Raw genomic sequence first — 16316 nt, 5'->3', positions numbered from 1 at the left:
CGTGGCCCTCGTCCGGAACGTCACCGAGTGGTCGCACGTCGCCGCCGCGGGCACGTCGAAGAACATCACGATCCCGGCGGCGACGGCGGGCAGCACGCTCGTCGTGGTCGCCGCGGGTGGCGCGATCGTGTCGCTCTCGGGCGGCACGAAGCGCACCACCTACGGCGGCGGCGGCATGGACGTGTCTGTGTCCGACATCGTCGCGGCCGGCGGCGAGATTTCGGTGCCGATCACGCTGAACGGCGCGGAGAACGTCAGCGGCCTGGTGTACGAGCTCGGGCCGGGTCTCACGTTCGCGAATTGGTCGGGCAACGGCGCTGGCGCGATCCCGGCAGGCCCGCCGACCGGCTCGTACGAGATCGCGCCGTCGAGCCCGGTTACCGCCGCGGCGAACGGCGTGCTGGTCGGGCTGTGGGCGGTGAACGCGCCGCTGCCGTCGCGGCCGGGCAACAAGCTCAACCAGATGCGCGGGTTCGGCCCGGTCGGCAAGCTGTACGGCAACAACTTCAACCAGCCCGCGTCGGGCGCCCAATTCGTGTGGGCCTCCGGGCTGGCCGACGTCACCCCGACGGGCGCGTTCCCCGTGACCGAGGCGGCGGGTGACTACCGGGCGACGTCCCAGTTCGTCAACCCCAGCGGGGACACGACGGCGTACGCGGTGCAGGTGCTCTACACCGACACCTCCGGCGTCCCGACGAACCCCGAGATCCCCCAGGTGGCCCGGGAAAACAGCCTGCCCGGCACAGACAGCGCGTTCTGGTTCGTCGGTGAGGGCGGCGTGTCGGCGACGATCGCGGGCTACACCGACAAGGTGTCGTACGAGCCAGGCGACACCGTCGAGTTCCGCGTCGACAGCACCGGCCACGCCTGGCGCGCCGAGGTGTTCCGGCTCGGCTACTACGGGTGGGAAAACTTCGGCGCCCGACGCGTCGCACCCAACATCACCGGCACCATCGAGGCTCAGCCGACGCCCACCGTGGACGGCACGCTCGGACACACGGAGTGCGCGTGGACCACCAACGCCACCTGGACCATCCCCGCCGACGCCTGCCCTGGCGTGTACTTCGTGCTGTTCCGCCGCACCGACGACACGTCGAAGTTCGCGTCGCACCACTTCGTCGTGCGCGGCGCCACCGCGGGCCGGTTCGTGCTGACCATCCCGGACCTCACCTACCAGGCCTACAACGCGTGGGGCGCGGTCGGCGACTTCGGTGACTTCTCCACCGGCACGATCAGCGGCCGTTCGCTGTACCGGCACGGCGCAGACGGAGCCACCGACAACTTCGGGCACCGCGCCTACGCCGTCAGCTTCGACCGGCCGTATCACACGATGGCGGGCAACGCCAACACGTACCTGTGGGACTCAGAGCAGGCCAACATCGTGTTCCTCGAAGCGCAGGGCTACGACCTGTCGTATCTGTCCGACGTGGACCTCGACATCGACCCGACCCTGCTCACCGACGCAGCGCTCGTCGGCCTGCTCGGGCACTCCGAGTACTGGACCGCTGGCGTCTATGACGCGTACACCGCGGCCGTCGACGCAGGCGTGAACCTGTTCTGCACCAGCTCGAACACCGCCCTGTGGCACACCCGGTTCGACGTCGCCGACACCGGGCGACGGCTGCAGATCTGCTACAAGGAGAACGCCACCCGCGACGTGTCCGCGGGCTTCGCCGGCACTGGCTACGACCCGAGCCCGGAGTGGACCGGCACGTGGCGGGACGACACGCCGGCGAACGGCAAGACCAACACCGACGTGCGCCGCGAGAACGAGCTCACGGGCCAGCTGTTCCGCGTCAACGGCGCCGTGGTCGACGCGATGGAAGTGCCCTTCGCCAGCAAGTCGCTGCCGATCTGGCGCAACAGCTCATCCGTCCAGGCGCTCACCTCCGGGCAGTCCTACGTGACCGCCAAGGCCACCCTGGGCTACGAGTGCGACGTCGCCGACGGCTCCGCCGGCCAGCCGGACGGGCTCGTGCAGCTCAATCCGGTCAGCAAGACGTTCGGCGGCCGCGGCGTGAACACGGCGGGCACGATCTACACCGGCTCCCCCGGCGCGCTGCCATTCGGCTTCACCCTGTACCGGCGTCCGTCCGGCGCGCTGGTGTTCAACACCGGCAACTGGCGCGGCTGGTGGGGCGTCTCCCGCTGGTACTCCAACAGCGTGCCGGACCCGGCGCGCACGGTCGACGTGGACTGGCAGCACGCCATGCTCGCCATCCTCTACGACCTCGGCGCGCAGCCGCTCGCCGCGCGCGAGATGCGGCCCGGCATCGACACCGCCCTGACCAACCCCGCGACCGGGGCCCCGGCCGGCAGCCGCGACGACATCGCCCGCGCCTACGGCCTGGAGATCCCCGCGGCCACCAGCAGCATGCTGCTGCTCTTCGAATGAGGTGCACATGATCTGGGCGACCGTGGCCGAAGTGCGCGGCTACCTCGACGCCGGCGACATCCCGGCAGGCACCGAGGACTCCGCGGTGCAGCGCATGATCGACCGGTGCGCGCGCACGCTCGGCGCGAAGGTCCTCCGCTGGCCCGTGCTCGACGAGGAGACCGACCGCGCCGCGGACGAGGAGCAGCGCGGCCACATCGTCGCCGCGGTCGCCGAGACGGTGAAGGCCCGGTTCGAGGCGCAGCAGCTCGCCCAGCAGCTCGGCGGCGAAGGGCTCACCGAGGTCATCGCCGCGGGCGGGTCGGTCACTGCCGGAAAGCTGTCGGTGTCGGGCGGGTCGAAGTCCGGCGGGAGTGGCGGCGCGAAGATCGGCCGGTCCGCGGACCGTGTGCCGGTCGAGGCAATCGAGGCGCTGCTGGCGGCGAACCTGCTCGGCGGCGGGGTGCCGTCGTGGTGAGCCTGCTCGGCGGGTTCATCCCGCCCACGCACACGGTGGAGAAGGGCAATCCCGTTCAGCACCTGGCGCAGCTGGACGACGGCGGCGACGGCGCCCGGTGGGCTGCCGCGGTCGACGTTGAGCCGGGCTGCCGGGTGGACAAGGTGTCGAAGCGAGTGCAGCTCGCTGACGGCCGCGTCGTGGTGCTGAACCTGTGCATCTTCTGGCCTGGTTCAAGGCCGTGTGCGCCGGGCGACAAGGTCGTCGTGGATGGCGCCGAGCGGCTCGTCGAGATGGTGGATGAGCTGGCGTGGTGGAACGGCGCGGTGATGCACCGGGAGGTGTGGACGCAGTGAGCGAAGTCCGTTGGACGTCGGGGGTGAGCGCGGCGATCGCGGCGATCCAGGGCGCTAGCGCGGAGGCTGTGCGTGACGTCACCGAGGACCTGCTGTCGGTTTCGCGCGAGCGAACTCCGTACGACCAGGGCGACCTGCAGCGGTCCGGCAAGGCCAGCGTGGACGGGGGCGGGGACGTCGTGCACGGCGCGGTGTCGTACGACGCGCCTCCCTACGACGAGATCCAGCACAGGCGCGAGGACTTCCATCACGAGGTCGGCACCGACCACTACCTGTCCGGCCCGCTCGACGAGAACCGCCCGCGGTACCACGCGTACATCGCCGGGAAGCTGCGGGACGCCTTGAGCTGACCCGCTGCTGGTGACACCGCGCCGCGAACCTCGCGATGTGGCGTCCTCGGTTGCGCTCGCAACGCACCTGGCTTCGCTGGGGCTGGTCAGGTACCCGCCTGACAGCGCTGGCTCGCTGCCGCCTGCGTACATCGAGTCGGCGCCGGACAAGGCCGGTCGCTGCCTGCTGATCGTGACCCGGCCCTCTCCAGCGCCGGACAAGGTGTCGGCGTGGGCGTACCCGCTGCTGGGCCTTGTCGGCCTGGACGAGCCGGGCCCGTCGCTTCCCGTGCGGTCGCTGGTCAAGGCCTGCGTGGACGCGGTGCACGGCACCTTCAACACCGTGTGGGCACCAAGCTCGCCGGAGCATCGGCTGCACGTCACCGAGTGCGTCGCCACATCGTCCGAGCCGCTTCCCCTTCCTGCGGATGCGCGCGGCCGTCAGCGCTGGATGCAGAACGTCCAGCTCGAAACGAACACCGATCCGTCCTAAGGAGACATGGCGGCATGGCCGAACTCACGAAAATCCCGCTCGCTGGCTGGAAGGTCGAGGTCAACACCGGCACCGTCGACGTGCCCGTGTGGACCCAGGTCAAGGGCCAGCGCAACCAGGACATCCAGATCTCGCCGACCAACCAGGACACCTCGACGTTCGACTCGAACGGATGGGGCTCCGACGGCTCGACCCAGAAGAAGTACAAGGTCGTGCTGGAGGGCCTGGAGGGCTACACCTCCGCCTACGTGCGCGACCCCGGCCAGGTGTTCCTCAAGGCCAAGGGCAAGCTCGTCGGTGACGCCGCGGTCGTGCAGTGGCGTGCCTACCGGCTCAACCCGGACGAGGGCTACCAGGGCACCGCCGAAGCCCAGTGGAACGGCACCGGCGGGTCACTCACCGAGTTCACGCGCTTCCAGTGCGAACTGCTCGGCCAGGGCGAGCTCGCCGACTACGACCCGACCCCGTGAGGTAGACGACCGTGCCCACCTTCCCCGACCTCGCACGGTTCCAGCAGTCCCTCAATCGGGAACCGCTGGAGCTGCCCATCGGCGGCAAGACCTACTCGTTCTCCCCGGACATCCCCGCGAGCGCCGGTCTCACGATCATGCGCGTTCGCGAGGAGACGTCGAAGATCACGCTCGCGGTGATCGCCGGCCAGAAGCTCGACCTGAACGCGGAGCTGCTCGACGACAAGTCCGAGGCCATCCTCATCCGTGACCTGCTCGGCGACCGGCTCGCCGAGATGGAAGCCGACGGCCTCACCTGGACCGAGATCGAACGCGCAGGCAAGACCCTGATCGCGTGGCACATCTTCGGTGCAGATCAGGCCCTGGCCACCTGGACGGGCGGCGGTGACGCAGACCCCCCAGTGAAGGCCCCGGCGACGGGGCGCTCAAGGAGCTCCCGGAGTTCATCGACGACGACCTCTGGGAAGAAGCCCTCCGCCAAGAACGCCAAGCAGCCGCCCCGAAAGTCGGCTGGAGCGAGATCCTCGAAGAGTGGGCGCTGATCGAAGCCGACTTCACGCGCGAGTACAACGGGCTCGACCTGTCAGAGCCGGGCGTGCTCGACCGGATGACGTGGCGCCGGTTCACCACGCTGCTGTTCGGCTTGACGTTCGAGTCGCGCATGTGGACCGCGCTGCGCTCGCGCAAGGCGCCACCCCCGCCGATCTCCAAGGGTGACACCCAGCCACAAGCGTGACGTCCGTGGCCCTGCTGGTTGGCGAGCTCTACGCGAAGGTGACGGCGGATACGGCCGGTGCCCGTGGCGAGCTCGAAAAGTTCGACCAGGCGGGCGACAAGTCGGCCGCCAAGGCTGCGGCGAACGCGCGCAAGATCGAGGCCTCCCGCAAGGCTGAGGAGGACGCCGCCGGCAAGGTCCGTGTCGCCGAAGCGGCGCTCAACGCCCTACGTGAGAACGCCCCCACCGAGAAGGTGGTCGCGGCCGAGGAACGCCTCGCCGCTGCGCGCCGTGCGCACGACTCCCAGATCCAGACCACAATCCGCCTGGAGCAGGAAGCCGTCCGGCTGAAGCAACAGGAGGCTGACGCCACCGAGCGCGCTGCCGAAGCAGTCGCGGCGAAGGGCAAGAAGGACGAGGAGGCGGCGACCAAGGCGCGCGCGAGGGCGGTCGCCGAGGCGCTCGCTACGCGTGAGGCTGAGCGCGGTAACCGCGGCGCGCTGGTGTTCGCCGGCTCGCTGCTGGGGCTCGGCGTCGCCGGTGGCGTGGCGGGCACCGCAGTCGCAGCGGGCCTGGTCGGCGTGCCGGCGCTGCTCGCCGGTCTGGCGATCGCAACGCAGCGCAGCAGTGACGACATGGTCACCGCATGGAGTGCGGCGGGCAGTGAGATCGCGGACGGCGCCGAGGACATCACGGCGCCACTGCGTGATGAGCTGGTGCTCGCGGCTGACCAGGTGACTGCCGGGTTCCGGCGCATGCGTCCCGAGCTGAAGGCTATGTCCGCCGAGGCGGGACCGTCGGTGACGATGCTCGTGGACGGCGTGGTCAAGCTGGCCACGAACGCGTTGCCGGGCATGCGCAAGAGCGTGCAGCAGTCCGGGCAGGCCGTCGCCGGGCTGAATGCTCTCATGGAGCACACCGGACGCGGCATCTCGGACTTCTTCGAAGAGATCTCCGAAGGCGCCCCGGCCGCCGGCCGCTCCGCGGGCGAGCTCGGGCTGATGCTGGAGACCCTGCTTGGTTTCGGAGGCCGGATCGTCGCGTTGCTCGCGAACGACTTCCAGGGCACGTTCGCGGATGCGCGCGTGCTGCTGGACCAGACGACCGGCGCCGCGGAGGGCTTGGCGGAGAACGGTTTCCCGGTGCTCGCGTCGACAGGTTCGACGCTGCTGGGCGTGCTGTCGAGCATCATGACCGTGCTCGGGCCGATGGCGCCCGCGCTCGGCACGATCGTCGGTGTGCTGCTGTCCATGCGGGCAGGTGCCGCCGTGTTCGGCGCGGTCGGTGACGTCGTTGGTCGCGCGGGTGACCGCATGCAGACGGCCGGGGAGAAGGGTGGCCGGGCGGGTGGCGCAATGCGTGGCCTCGGGTCGGCGCTGTCCTTCGTCGGCACTTACGGCGCGGTCGCGGGCGCGGCCCTGATCGGCTTGGATGCCGCCACCGATGCGCTGTTCGGCTCGATGGATCAGCTGGCCGGCAAGCTCATGGCTGGCGGTAACGCTGCAGCTGAGGCAAGGTCGAAGCTCCAGAGCAACGCGGAGATGGTGGGGTTTCTGGAGCGGAATACCGCCAGCTGGGTTGGCACCGTTGCCCGCACGTTCATCCCGACTTCGCAGGATGTCACGCAGGAGATCGCGAAGCAGCGGAGGGCGATGACGACGTTGCAGCGTGCGCAGCTTGACGCGTCCGCTGCAGCGGCGGATCACTCGTTCGCGGTCGAGAAGTACGGCAAGGACTCCGAGCAGGCGTCTTCGGCGTCGTTCTTCCTCGCCTTGGCGCAGCAGCGGCTGAAGGACAGTCAGTACGAAGCGGCGCGCGCCACTCAGACGCTGGTGGACCGGATGCAGGAGCAGCTGAGCCTGTCCCTGCTGCTGGCCGGGAACAACCTGGCGTTGCGCATGTCGACGACCGCTTACGACCAGGCGCGGAAGAACCTGAACGACACCCTCAAGTCCGGTACCGCGACCGAGTTGGAGATCCGGGCCGCGAAGGAGCAGGTCGAGTCGGCTTCGCTGCGGGTCATCGAGGCTGCGGGCAAGGAGGCTTCGGCGCACTTCGCGAACCAGGGCAGCGTCGAAGCGCAGACCGCGGCGCTGAAGGCCCAGCAGGCGAAGGCGCTGGAGTTGGCGGCCACGATGGAAGGGCCTCTTCCGCTGGCGTTGCAGACGGTGATCGCGAACATGGACAACACGTCGCTGTCGGCGTTGGGTGCGTCGCGCACGATCGACGGCGCAGGTAACGCCGTGATCCGCTTGCCGAACGGCAAGGAGGTGAAGATCTCCGCGGCGGACCAGGCGTCGAGCGTGATCACCGGCATCCACACCAAGCTGGACAACCTGCCTTCGCGGAAGTGGATCGACGTCTTCATCAACGAGATCGTCACGGGCAGCGCGCCCAACCAGAACCCGAACAACCTCCCGCTCCCGCTGCCTTCTCCGCGCGCTGACGGCGGCGCGTTCAAGGCCAACCAGCTGTTGAAGGTCGGCGAGCGCGGCGAGGAACTCGCGGTGTTCCCGAGCGACGGCTTCATGTTCACCGCCTCCGAGACGCGCGCGATCGACCAGATGATGAACCGGTCGCAGACCGCCGGCCCGGTTGCGCCTCCGGCTGGCGGTGAGCCGTACCTGGCGGCGGGCGGCAGCGGCCGCGCGCCGGTCCACATCGAGAACCTGCACCTGCATGAGATCAAGTCGATGCCGTCGAAGCAGTGGCTGCGCGACGTCATGCACGACATCGCCGAGGGGGTGCTGGCGTGAGCCGCCAGATCACGTGGATCCCGGCCGAGGTGCACGGGTTGCCGCCGATCGTGCTGACCGACGCGGCCGCCGGGTACGAGGTCCACAAGGGCGTGCGCGGGCTCGGCGCGGTGCCGCGCGAGCTGGTCACGGACGAAAGCCCGTGGGCGGACGGCGCGGTCGTCGAAGCCGATTTCGCGGTGCCGAAGCAGCCCATGCTTCCGATGGCCGTACGCGCCCCGGATCGCGACACCTTCCTCGCGCGCCTGCGCGCGCTTGAGGCCGCGGTGCGCACCCGGACCCCGGCCGGCCAGCCCGCCCCTGGGCAACTGGAGTTGCAGCAGGCGGACGGCCGCAAGCGGCGGTTGTGGTGCTACTACCTCGGCGGCCTGCCGGACGAGGAGACCATCGAGTTCGGCGGCGACACGACCTGGCAGCGCTTCGGGCTGCAACTGCTGGCCGCGGACCCGTACTGGTACGACGCGGAGCCGACCCGGCTGGCGTGGGACCCGCCCGCCCCGGTGTCGTTCCTCGGCGACCCGTTCCTGCCGCTGAAGATCAGCCCGTCGCAGGTGATCGGCGACGTGCCGGTGACCAACGGCGGAACGGAGGCGACGTACGGCACGTGGCGGATCACGCCGCCCGGCACGGACCTGATCCTGCGCAACGACACCACCGGCGAGCAACTGCAGATCACCGAGACGATCCCCGCGGCGCACACGCTCGTCATCAAGACCGAGCCGGGCAGGCAGGACATCCGCCTCTTCGACGATGCGGACCCGGACGATCCTGGCGTGGACTGGTGGGAGCACCTGGCGGACGGGGCCGCGCTGTGGGCGCTGCCCGCCGGGACCTCGCAGCTGTCGCTCACGCTGTCCGGCGCGTCCGCGGGGTCGAAGATCGAGCTGGAGTTCTATCAGCGTTGGAGCTCGCCGTGGTGAGCCTGCCGGTCGCGTACCCGATCGACCCGGACGGCAAGCGCCGCCGGCCGATTCCGTACCGGCGCGCGGTCATGAACCCGATGCACCTCGGGGTCGGGAAGTGGTCGCTGTCGGCGCCGCTGGACGAGTCGACGCTGCAGATCGGCGAGGGCTGGCGGATCGTGTTCGACGGCGGCCCGCTGCCCGGCTACTCCGGGCTCATCGACATGGTGGACATCGCGGTCGGCGACGACTCGGACCCGCGGCGCGGCCGCACGCCGCCGCGGGTGATCCTGTCCGGCCCGGACGACATGACCGTGCTGGAGGAGCGGCGCGTCTACCCGGACCCGGCGAGCGTGGCGACGAGCCAGGCCGCGGCCGCGTACGACGAGCGATCCGGGGCGGCGTCGACGGTGCTCCTGGGCTACATCGACGCGAACGCCGCCTCGGTGGCTCTCGCGGACCGGCAGGTTCCCGGCCTGGTGACGATCGCCGACCCGGCGATCGGGGCGTCGATCGCGTGGAAGGCCCGGTTCGATCCGCTGCTGTCGAAGGTGGTGGCGCCGATCGCGGAGCAGCGCGGCCTGCGGGTGTGGATCACGTCGACCACGTCGGGCGCGCGCACGGTGCACGTCGCGGCGGTGGCGAACCGGGCCGGCAAGGCGCGGTTCTCGCTCGCGCTCGGCAACCTGCTGTCGCTGCGGTACCGGCTCGCCGCCCCGCAGGCCACCTACGTGATTGCCGGCGGCCGCGGCGAGGAGGACGACAGGATGTTCCGGGCCGCGAACAACACGTCGGCGACGGCCGCGTGGCGGCGCATCGAGGACTTCGTGGACCAGCGCGCCGCGAGCGACACGGACGGCGGGACGGAGCTGCAGGCGGCGGCGGACCGCCGGCGGGACGAGTCGGGGCCGGTGGAGTCGGTGGACATCGTGCCCATCGACACCGACCGGGCCCGGTTCGGTGTGGACTGGAACGTCGGCGACATCATCAAGGCCGAGATCGGCATGGGCTCGGGTGTCTCGGTGCAGGCGGTGGTCCGCGAAGCGGAGATCACCTGCGAGCGAGCCCGCGACCGGCAGGTGGTGACGGTGCGGCCGAAGGTCGGTGTGCTGGGTACGACCTCGAGATCAGCGACCGAACGCATGCTCGACGACGTGCTCGGGCGTCTCGGTCTGCTCGAGCGGCGGTAGAAACGGCGTCGGTCCCCGGCGCTACCAGCGCCGGGGACCTCCATCGTTCCGGGTCAGCTCCGCTTCGCGGTGTCCACGAACCACTGCCACTGCTCGAGCGTGAACTCGAGATGTCCGAGCCCGCGGTCCTTGGTGTCCCACAGGCCGACCTTCCGGCGGCAGTGGGCGACCTCGAGGCAGTTGTTCGCGCCGTCCGAGTAGCTGCTCACCCTTCTCTCACCCCATGCGGGTGCGTGCCTGTTACCCATTCCTTCTCCGGTGCTCGAGTTGCTGGATGTGCCTACGAAGGAGGGTCGCAGATGCGCCCCGGTCAGCCGCCAGCGCCCGCAAGCGTTCGAACCTCGAGGCGTAGACGTCCGTCTCGGCCGGCTCGTGCAGGTAGGTGGCGGCGGTCGCGCCCTCGAGGTAGACGCGTGTGATCGCAGGGGAGGACAGGCGCACGATCGTGAATCCGACGCCGACCACCGGGTGCAGGCCGACGTCGAACGGCAGGATCCGAAGACCTCGAGTCTCGTCGGCCTGGTCTGCGGTGCAGTACTCGAGCAGGCGTTCGAGTTGCTCGAGCGCCGCGGCGCGGTCTCGAGGCTGCCGGTGAAGTGCTGCTTCACCGAGAATGGCGCGGAAGCGTGGGGCGTTGGCGCTCGAGAGCAGACGTCCGCGCTCGAGGCGTTCGGCTACGCGGACCTCGAGGTCGTCGTGGCTGACCTGTGACAGGAGGTCTCGAGCGTAGCCGGGCGCCTGAAGCACTGCGGGGATCAGTTCGGCGTCGTGGTAGTCGACCGCTTCGGCTTCTTGCTCGAGCAGAACGTAGCTGCGGGCGAAGTCGGCGACGTGCGGCATCCGAGTGCGCTTGCGGGCACCTCGAGCGAGTGCCTTGAGGTCGGCGAGCTGGGCGTCGGTGATGCCGTAGAGCGTGCCGAGCCGGTGGATCTCGGCGTCGCCGGGCACCCGCGTGCCGGTCTCGACCTTCGAGGTCTTGCCGGGGTACCAGCCCAGCACCTCGTCGCTGTCGACCGCGGCGGTCTTCACTCCTGCCGCTTCCCGGAGCGCGCGCAGGCGCTGTCCGAGCTCGACGCGCAGCGGGTTGGCGGTGGCCACGACTGCCTCCTTCGTTGATCGGCTGGGTTCATCCTCCCCCGACTCAGGGTGACGTACGAATCCCCCAATCGGAGAATCGCTATCTGCACATGTGCACTTGTACTGTGGCTATCGGGCGCTTCGCCGCTTTCCGAGTTGCGTCGGATGTGCCGGCGGCATCAGCGCCTGGGCGGTGAGCCGGGTCAGGTCCCCCGAGCCCGGCTCGCCGCTCCCCTGACCGGGAGGTGCGTTGTGGACCCAGGCGTGATCACCGTGCTGACGACGATGGCTTTCGTGGCGCTGCTCGCGATCGTTGCGGCCCTGGTCCCGCTCGTCCGGAAGCTGCAGGCGCGGCGACAGACGCGCCGCGCGCGGGCCCTGCTGGCGGCGCACCAGGCGGAATGGACTGCCGTGGCCGCGGGCGCGGCGGCCGCGGCACGCAGGCTGGCCGACCCGTCCCCATCCGAGGTCGGCCAGCCCCAGAACGCGGCGGCGGCCGGCGCCCCCGACCCGGCCGCCGCTGCGACCCACGCGAAGCGGGCGTCATGAAAGGACGTGCAGGTCATGGCTGAAGATGTCGTCTGGGGAACCACTACCCCAACGCTTTCCGCTCCCGCCCGTGAGGGCCGGTCGGAGTCGCGTCGCTGCGGCGCTTGTGGTCGCGTTTTCACGCGGCCGGCGGAGTCCGACGAGACTCACCGGCAGGTCGACGAGTCCGTGGGCTGTCCACTGGACGCGCCCGTCGACCCCGTCACGAAGGCGAACCGGTGGACCAGGAGGTGACGGTCGCCGAGCTCGTCGCCCGCGAGGGCTGGCGGTGGCCGACCGCCGATCCGGACGCGGGACCGCGACACCTGCTCGCCGGGGCCCAGTCCGGCGACCTCGTTGCCTTCTGGGCCGACACGCTCACGCCACGCCAGTACGTGCAGCCGGTCACGGAAGACGAATCTGACGGGTGAGCAGCTTTCAGGAGATCGCCGCGGAGGTTCGGGCGCTGCAGGACGTTCTGGGCGAACTGAGCAGCCGGACCGACGCGATCACCCGCGAGGTCGAGTACGAGGTCTTCCCGCGCGCGGTCAGCGTGTTCGCCGGGGCGGAGAGCCCCGCGGCCCTGCGGGCGATTGACGCAATCAGGGCCGTAATCGACAGCGCTGGCAGCTTCGGCAGCACGGTGTTCATCGCACAGCAGGAGCTCGGCGTCTACCTCGCGGAGATGTAGCCGACGAACGCACGAGAGAAGGCCCGTCGAGGCCGCGAAGGACGGCCTCCGGTGTCAGCGTCATCGCGGCAGGTTTCGCCCGATTGGCGCACTTTCTCGTGAGCTTTCTGCCCGTTATACGTAGTAGTCGGTAGTTGCAAAAGCAACTACGCAAAGCGGCTGGGGGTTTGCGTACCGTGAACGGCGACGTTGTGTCCATGTACGTGTGGCGCGACGTCGGCGGCGGCACGGAACACGCGTTCAATCGCTGGCGCAACCACGACGCGCCGATCTGGGTCGCGATGTGCCAGAAGACGGTATCCGCCCACGCGATCCGCCTCAACGCCGAACGCGACCAGGTCGCCGCAGTGCGGTGCTTTGCCTGCATCAGCCTCGTTGAGGCCGACTCGCTCTAGGACTTCCGACTCTTCGCTCGCCGCGCCGCCGCGCTCGCCGCGGCCATCTTCAGGTAGTGGGCTGTTCGCGCCGATGCCGCGCGCTGCTGGCGTTCCTCCAGCGGCAGGACGCCGTCCGGGTCGACGAGCTTCTCGAACCGGTCCATCGCGGCCTGGCGCGCCTTCGAGGTGCGTGCGCCGCGGTCGCTGGTGTTGGCCCACGAGGTGTGCGCGGCGACGCGGGCACGAAGGGAGCGCTGTGCGGGGGTCATCTCCATGACCCGAGCACAGCGCTCCCGTGTCACCGATAAGGCCGGTGTCAGCGTTCCTCGTCTCTGGCGATTGCCCACCTCGCGATGTCTTCTGAAGCCGGATGACACGGCGCATTCGCTGACATCTCGACACCATCCTGGAGCTCGCAGGACGCAGGGCAGCAGAAGTGCGGGCTCTTGAAGCCCCCCGCCTGCTTGCACCAGCCGGAGAAGTGTCCGTATTCGCCACCGGTTGCGTGACCGCAGCGGTCACAGAAGAGCACCCGACTGGCGGGGAAGATCCGCTCTTGGTTCAGCTTGCAGTTCGCGACAGCGTCGTCGGCCTGGTTCACAGCCGCTCCCCCAGTCCGAGCTCGCGGTGGTGCTGCTGGGCGATCTCGTCGGCGGCCGCCGAGCCGTAGCGCTCGGGCATGGCGTCGGACTTCCAGCCGAAGATCCGTTTCATGCTGACGACGTCGCCGCCGTTCTTGCGCCACTCCTTCGCCGCGGTGTGGCGGAATCGGTGCGCGTGCACGTGTTTGCCGTCGGCGAGGTCGATGCCGAGGGCGTGGCCGGTGCGCCGGAGCATGAGCTTGATGGCGTTGCCGTTGGGCTGCAGCGGCCCGCGGTTGCGTTCGGCGAGCCACAGCTTGTTGGTTCGCGCGGCCCACGGCTCGCGCTCGCGGACGCGGAGGTACTGGCCGATGGCCTTGTTGGTGGACGGCCCGAACGGCACCGCACGGACGCGGTTGCCCTTGCCGAGCACCCTGATCACTTCGAGGTCGCGGTCGACGTCATCGAGGGTGAGGTTGGCGATCTCGCCGAGGCGACAGCCGGTGTCCATGAGCAGGCGGATGATGGCGGTGTTGCGTCGGCTGACCATGTCCCGGCCGGACCAGTGATCGAGCAGTGCGCGGATCTGGTCGTCGCTGAGCGTGGGGACGGGCTTCTCGTCGAGGATCGGCGCGGCCACCTTGTCCATCGGGGACCGGGCGATCTCCTCGTTGTCGACCATCCACCGGAACATGGTCCGCAGCGACCGGTAGTTGGTGTGGGCGTTGCCGGGGCTGGTGCGCTCGTTGAGGTCGGCAAAGTACTGCTCGACGTGTTGGCGTTCGATCTCGTCGGGCGCGAGGTCGAGGTCGTTGTCGGCGAGCCAGCGCGCGAGGAACAGCGCGGCTCGTTCGTAGACCTCGATGGTGCGCTTGGATTTCCGGCCGGCGCGGAGGGAGATGACCCATTCGCGGATGAGGCTTTCCCAGCCGTGCGGGGTTGGCTGTTCGGGCATGGTCGTGACTCTCCAGTTGGGGTGTCACCGAGCCCTGTGCTCACCTATGGGAAAGCCCTGACCCGCTGTAGTTGCAGGTCAGGGCTCTCAATCGGGGCGACAGGATTTGAACCTGCGACCCCCCGCTCCCAAAGCGGGTGCGCTACCAAACTGCGCCACGCCCCGGTTGCACCCAGCTTACCGCCCTCCGCTAAAGTGGTGACCGCAGCCCCAAGGGGCGGCAACGCGGGCGTAGCTCAATGGTAGAGCCCTAGTCTTCCAAACTAGCTACGCGGGTTCGATTCCCGTCGCCCGCTCGCGGCCGAGGCCGACGTGTGTCTGCGGAGTGCGCAGACCCCGTCGGCCTCTCGTGTTTTCTCTGGGGGCCGAGCCCCCAGACCCCCAGCCGGGGGCTCGCCCCCGGACCCCCATCCGCGTGGTCGGGTTAGGTGATCCGGTTACGTGGTCCGCGTGGTCGGGTTGGGTGATCCGGTTACGTGGTCCGCGTGGTCGGGTTGGGTGATCCGGTTACGTGATCCGCGTGGTCGGGTTGGGTGATCCGGTTACGTGATCCGCGTGGTCGGGTTACGTGGAGTCGCAGACCGGTGTGGCGGCCGCATTCGTTCGGCGCGAAGCCCAGGCCCGGCTCAGCCGGTTCCGGCCCTCCAGCCGGAGCTGGCCGCCATTTACGTGGTGTGGCTCACACGGAGGCTACGCCTATTTGGGTGTGGTGGTGGGTGGGGTGGTCGATTTCGTCGACCACGGCCAGGGCGAAGTCCTCGTAGGTCAGTTGGTTGCCCGGGTCCACCGCGGCTCGGCGGTAGGTGCCGGTGGCTTCGCCGCCGAAGTCCCCCGCGGGGCTCAGCACCACCCAGTCCGCCTCCGAGGCGGCCAGCACCTCCACGCCCGCCGCGTGCCCCAGGCAGAACGGGCGGTGCTCCGCCGGGAAGTCCGGCGAGTCGACCAGGCGCACCCCTGGCGAGGTCTCCAGCAACGGGTAGATGCCCACGACCACGATCCTGCCGACCCCCGACGACACCAGGGCGCGAGCCGCCTCCGCGTAGAACTCGGCCGGGTCGCGCGCGAGGTCCGCCACCGCGCTCACCGCCACGTCGTACCCCGCCGCCACCGACGCCGCCGCCTGCACCCCGGGATCGCGCCCCACCCCGGTCACCTCGTGGCCGCGGGACCGGGCCACCGCCGCGATCCGCGAACCGGCCCTGCCGGACGCTCCGAAAACAACGATCTTCGCCATGAGCGCGAAGGTAGGCTGCCACCTGCCGGTTCCCGCAACGATATCGGGGGTGAGCAGGTGGAATGCCAGCACGGCGACCTGCCGTACCGCATCGGTGACAAGTGGACCGCGCACGTGCTGCGGCAACTGCAGGACGGCCGCCGGCGGTTCACCGAACTGCGCGCGGTGCTGCCGGTGACGCCCAAGGTCCTCACCGAGACGTTGCGGGCGATGGAACGCGACGGCACGGTGACGCGCGAGGCGTTCGACGAGAACCCGCCGCGGGTCGAGTACGAGCTGACCGCCCACGGGCGCAAGGTGCTCGGACTGCTCGACCTGTGCTGCGGCTGGGCCCGGGAAAACCTGGTGGAGACGTGAGACTGCGGCAGATCGTCATCGACAGCAACGACCCCGGCCGGCTCGTGCGGTTCTGGGCGGAACTGCTCGGCGCCGAACCGGTGCACCGCGAGCTCGGGTGGGCGCACGTCGACACACCCGGTGGCGTGCGGATGTCGTTCCAGCCCGTGCCGGAGCGCAAGGACGTGAAGAACCGGCTGCACCTGGACTTCGAGGCCGATGACATCGAAGCCGCGGTCGTGAGAGCGGTGAGCCTCGGGGCGAGCAGGGAGGGCGTGGTCGTCACCGACGGGCAGGGCAGCTTCCAGGTCATGCGCGACCCGGAGGGCAACGAGTTCTGCTTCGTCCACTGAGGAACTACTGCACCGCGCGCCAGAGCGCCTCACCGAAGCGGATCGCGAGCACCACGAGCAGCACCCCGATCGCGAAGCTGATGAGGCACCGGACGACGACCAGCAGCTTGGTGCCCTTCACCCGGCCATGGTTCAACGCCGC

The 16316-nt window shown here is 69.7% G+C and carries 22 protein-coding genes and 2 tRNA genes; 18 read left to right on the top strand and 6 right to left on the bottom strand.

Annotated features, from left to right (window positions below; genetic code table 11):
* Position 1 precedes the first annotated feature (1 nt).
* From BMW88_RS30590 to BMW88_RS30545, 11 genes are all read left to right on the top strand, one after another.
* Positions 2-2395 (top strand): N,N-dimethylformamidase beta subunit family domain-containing protein, encoded by a 2394-nt coding sequence (locus BMW88_RS30590; protein WP_089957343.1) that lies wholly within the window; start codon positions 2-4, stop codon positions 2393-2395.
* 7 nt (positions 2396-2402) lie between these two features.
* Entirely contained in the window at positions 2403-2852 is a 450-nt protein-coding gene (locus tag BMW88_RS30585) for a hypothetical protein (RefSeq protein WP_143116331.1), read from the top strand.
* On the top strand, positions 2846-3187 hold the full coding sequence (locus tag BMW88_RS30580) for a hypothetical protein (protein ID WP_089957338.1): 342 nt from the start codon (positions 2846-2848) through the stop codon (positions 3185-3187). Before BMW88_RS30585 ends, BMW88_RS30580 begins: the two co-directional genes overlap by 7 nt.
* Entirely contained in the window at positions 3184-3537 is a 354-nt protein-coding gene (locus tag BMW88_RS30575; protein ID WP_143116330.1) for a hypothetical protein, read from the top strand. Before BMW88_RS30580 ends, BMW88_RS30575 begins: the two co-directional genes overlap by 4 nt.
* A gap of 37 nt (positions 3538-3574) precedes the next feature.
* On the top strand, positions 3575-4009 hold the full coding sequence (locus tag BMW88_RS30570) for a hypothetical protein (RefSeq protein WP_089957332.1): 435 nt from the start codon (positions 3575-3577) through the stop codon (positions 4007-4009).
* A 14-nt stretch (positions 4010-4023) separates the two neighbouring features.
* Complete coding sequence (locus BMW88_RS30565) at positions 4024-4479, top strand: phage tail tube protein (protein ID WP_089957329.1); 456 nt, start codon at positions 4024-4026, stop codon at positions 4477-4479.
* 11 nt (positions 4480-4490) lie between these two features.
* Positions 4491-5021: a DUF7426 family protein gene (locus tag BMW88_RS30560; RefSeq protein ID WP_089957327.1), complete on the top strand. Its 531-nt coding sequence runs from the start codon at positions 4491-4493 to the stop codon at positions 5019-5021.
* 65 nt (positions 5022-5086) lie between these two features.
* Complete coding sequence (locus BMW88_RS44110; RefSeq protein ID WP_281249467.1) at positions 5087-5215, top strand: hypothetical protein; 129 nt, start codon at positions 5087-5089, stop codon at positions 5213-5215.
* Between the two features lie 5 nt (positions 5216-5220).
* Entirely contained in the window at positions 5221-7950 is a 2730-nt protein-coding gene (locus BMW88_RS30555; RefSeq protein WP_143116329.1) for a flotillin family protein, read from the top strand.
* Positions 7947-8870 carry a phage tail family protein gene (locus BMW88_RS30550; protein ID WP_177221477.1) on the top strand — a complete coding sequence of 308 codons (924 nt, stop codon included), beginning with the start codon at positions 7947-7949 and terminating at the stop codon, positions 8868-8870. Before BMW88_RS30555 ends, BMW88_RS30550 begins: the two co-directional genes overlap by 4 nt.
* On the top strand, positions 8864-10042 hold the full coding sequence (locus BMW88_RS30545; protein ID WP_143116328.1) for a Gp37-like protein: 1179 nt from the start codon (positions 8864-8866) through the stop codon (positions 10040-10042). Before BMW88_RS30550 ends, BMW88_RS30545 begins: the two co-directional genes overlap by 7 nt.
* Positions 10043-10095: 53 nt before the next feature.
* Here BMW88_RS30545 and BMW88_RS30540 read toward each other — a convergent pair whose 3' ends face one another.
* Positions 10096-10251: a DUF397 domain-containing protein gene (locus tag BMW88_RS30540; protein ID WP_245778170.1), complete on the bottom strand. Its 156-nt coding sequence runs from the start codon at positions 10249-10251 to the stop codon at positions 10096-10098.
* A gap of 31 nt (positions 10252-10282) precedes the next feature.
* On the bottom strand, positions 10283-11140 hold the full coding sequence (locus BMW88_RS30535) for a helix-turn-helix domain-containing protein (RefSeq protein ID WP_177221476.1): 858 nt from the start codon (positions 11138-11140) through the stop codon (positions 10283-10285).
* Between the two features lie 231 nt (positions 11141-11371).
* Here BMW88_RS30535 and BMW88_RS30530 point away from each other — a divergent pair, with 231 nt between their 5' ends.
* The 4 genes from BMW88_RS30530 (at position 11372) to BMW88_RS30515 (ending at position 12733) form a co-directional block, all read left to right on the top strand.
* Complete coding sequence (locus BMW88_RS30530) at positions 11372-11668, top strand: hypothetical protein (RefSeq protein ID WP_143116327.1); 297 nt, start codon at positions 11372-11374, stop codon at positions 11666-11668.
* A gap of 218 nt (positions 11669-11886) precedes the next feature.
* Entirely contained in the window at positions 11887-12078 is a 192-nt protein-coding gene (locus BMW88_RS30525; protein ID WP_089957303.1) for a hypothetical protein, read from the top strand.
* The gene (locus BMW88_RS30520; RefSeq protein WP_089957299.1) at positions 12075-12338 is read left to right on the top strand and encodes a hypothetical protein; all 264 of its coding nucleotides are present in this window, start codon (positions 12075-12077) and stop codon (positions 12336-12338) included. Before BMW88_RS30525 ends, BMW88_RS30520 begins: the two co-directional genes overlap by 4 nt.
* Before the next feature lie 176 nt (positions 12339-12514).
* Positions 12515-12733, top strand: coding sequence for a hypothetical protein (locus BMW88_RS30515; protein WP_143116326.1), 219 nt, complete (start codon positions 12515-12517; stop codon positions 12731-12733).
* Here the strand turns inward: BMW88_RS30515 and BMW88_RS30510 are convergent.
* The 3 genes from BMW88_RS30510 to BMW88_RS30500 form a co-directional block, all read right to left on the bottom strand.
* A complete protein-coding gene (locus tag BMW88_RS30510) occupies positions 12730-12984 on the bottom strand; it encodes a hypothetical protein (protein WP_089957678.1) in 255 nt (84 codons plus the stop codon). The genes BMW88_RS30515 and BMW88_RS30510 overlap by 4 nt on opposite strands.
* 328 nt (positions 12985-13312) lie before the next feature.
* Positions 13313-14251: a tyrosine-type recombinase/integrase gene (locus BMW88_RS30505; protein WP_089957291.1), complete on the bottom strand. Its 939-nt coding sequence runs from the start codon at positions 14249-14251 to the stop codon at positions 13313-13315.
* A 91-nt stretch (positions 14252-14342) separates the two neighbouring features.
* Positions 14343-14416: transfer RNA gene (locus BMW88_RS30500), tRNA-Pro, on the bottom strand.
* Positions 14417-14476: 60 nt separating this feature from the next.
* On the opposite strand from BMW88_RS30500, the gene BMW88_RS30495 reads away from it, so the two are divergent.
* Positions 14477-14547: transfer RNA gene (locus tag BMW88_RS30495), tRNA-Gly, on the top strand.
* 383 nt (positions 14548-14930) lie between these two features.
* On the opposite strand, the gene BMW88_RS30490 is transcribed toward BMW88_RS30495, so the two are convergent.
* Positions 14931-15485 (bottom strand): NAD(P)-dependent oxidoreductase, encoded by a 555-nt coding sequence (locus BMW88_RS30490; RefSeq protein ID WP_089957677.1) that lies wholly within the window; start codon positions 15483-15485, stop codon positions 14931-14933.
* Between the two features lie 57 nt (positions 15486-15542).
* On the opposite strand from BMW88_RS30490, the gene BMW88_RS30485 reads away from it, so the two are divergent.
* On the top strand, positions 15543-15842 hold the full coding sequence (locus BMW88_RS30485) for a winged helix-turn-helix transcriptional regulator (RefSeq protein ID WP_245778169.1): 300 nt from the start codon (positions 15543-15545) through the stop codon (positions 15840-15842).
* Entirely contained in the window at positions 15839-16174 is a 336-nt protein-coding gene (locus BMW88_RS30480; RefSeq protein WP_089957287.1) for a VOC family protein, read from the top strand. Before BMW88_RS30485 ends, BMW88_RS30480 begins: the two co-directional genes overlap by 4 nt.
* Positions 16175-16316 lie beyond the last annotated feature (142 nt).

This window comes from Lentzea xinjiangensis, assembly GCF_900110955.1.
GTDB lineage: Bacteria > Actinomycetota > Actinomycetes > Mycobacteriales > Pseudonocardiaceae > Lentzea > Lentzea xinjiangensis.
Note: the sequence above shows the minus strand (reverse complement) of the source record. Positions and strands in the feature narration are given on the sequence as shown.